1 protein-coding gene is annotated in these 449 nt (G+C 63.0%); it reads right to left on the bottom strand.

Annotated elements, in window-relative coordinates:
• Window positions 1-164: 164 nt before the first annotated feature.
• Window positions 165-449: hypothetical protein (locus AACY49_RS31025; protein ID WP_339528143.1), on the bottom strand; the 285-nt coding region annotated here is incomplete at its 5' end.

Below are 449 nucleotides of genomic sequence, written 5' to 3'. Positions count from 1 at the left end.
CAACGTCGCCACTGTGATAGTATCCGCTCGCCAGCGCGAAAGGCTTACCCTCTCCCCTTGCCGGGATCCGGAGTGACGATCGAGTGCGGGAAGCCCCAACCCGCAAGATCGCTCGACGCGCGTGACGAACGATCCTGCGGGTGCGCCGTACAAGGCCCATGCGCTTATTGGGCGAAAAGCAGCCCCCACATGAAATCATACCCGGTATAGCCCGGGGGCGGCCCATGAGGCCCGATCGGCTCCCCGACGTTGGCCGGGCCGCCGGACGCATTGAACGAAGCGCCAGCATGGCACGAAATGCACGACGATTTCGCCATCGGGACATTCGCGTTGAGCGGCTCGATGATCGGGCTGCCGAGCAGGATCGGGTTGGTCGAGGTCCCGAACGTGCTCTGCGATCCCGTCAGGCAGTAATTGTTGAAGATAGGGGCCACATTTGCCTGGCTGAG

Source organism: Pseudomonas sp. EL_65y_Pfl2_R96, from assembly GCF_963970905.1.
Classification (GTDB): domain Bacteria; phylum Pseudomonadota; class Gammaproteobacteria; order Pseudomonadales; family Pseudomonadaceae; genus Aquipseudomonas.
This window is presented reverse-complemented; position numbering and strand designations above follow the sequence as displayed.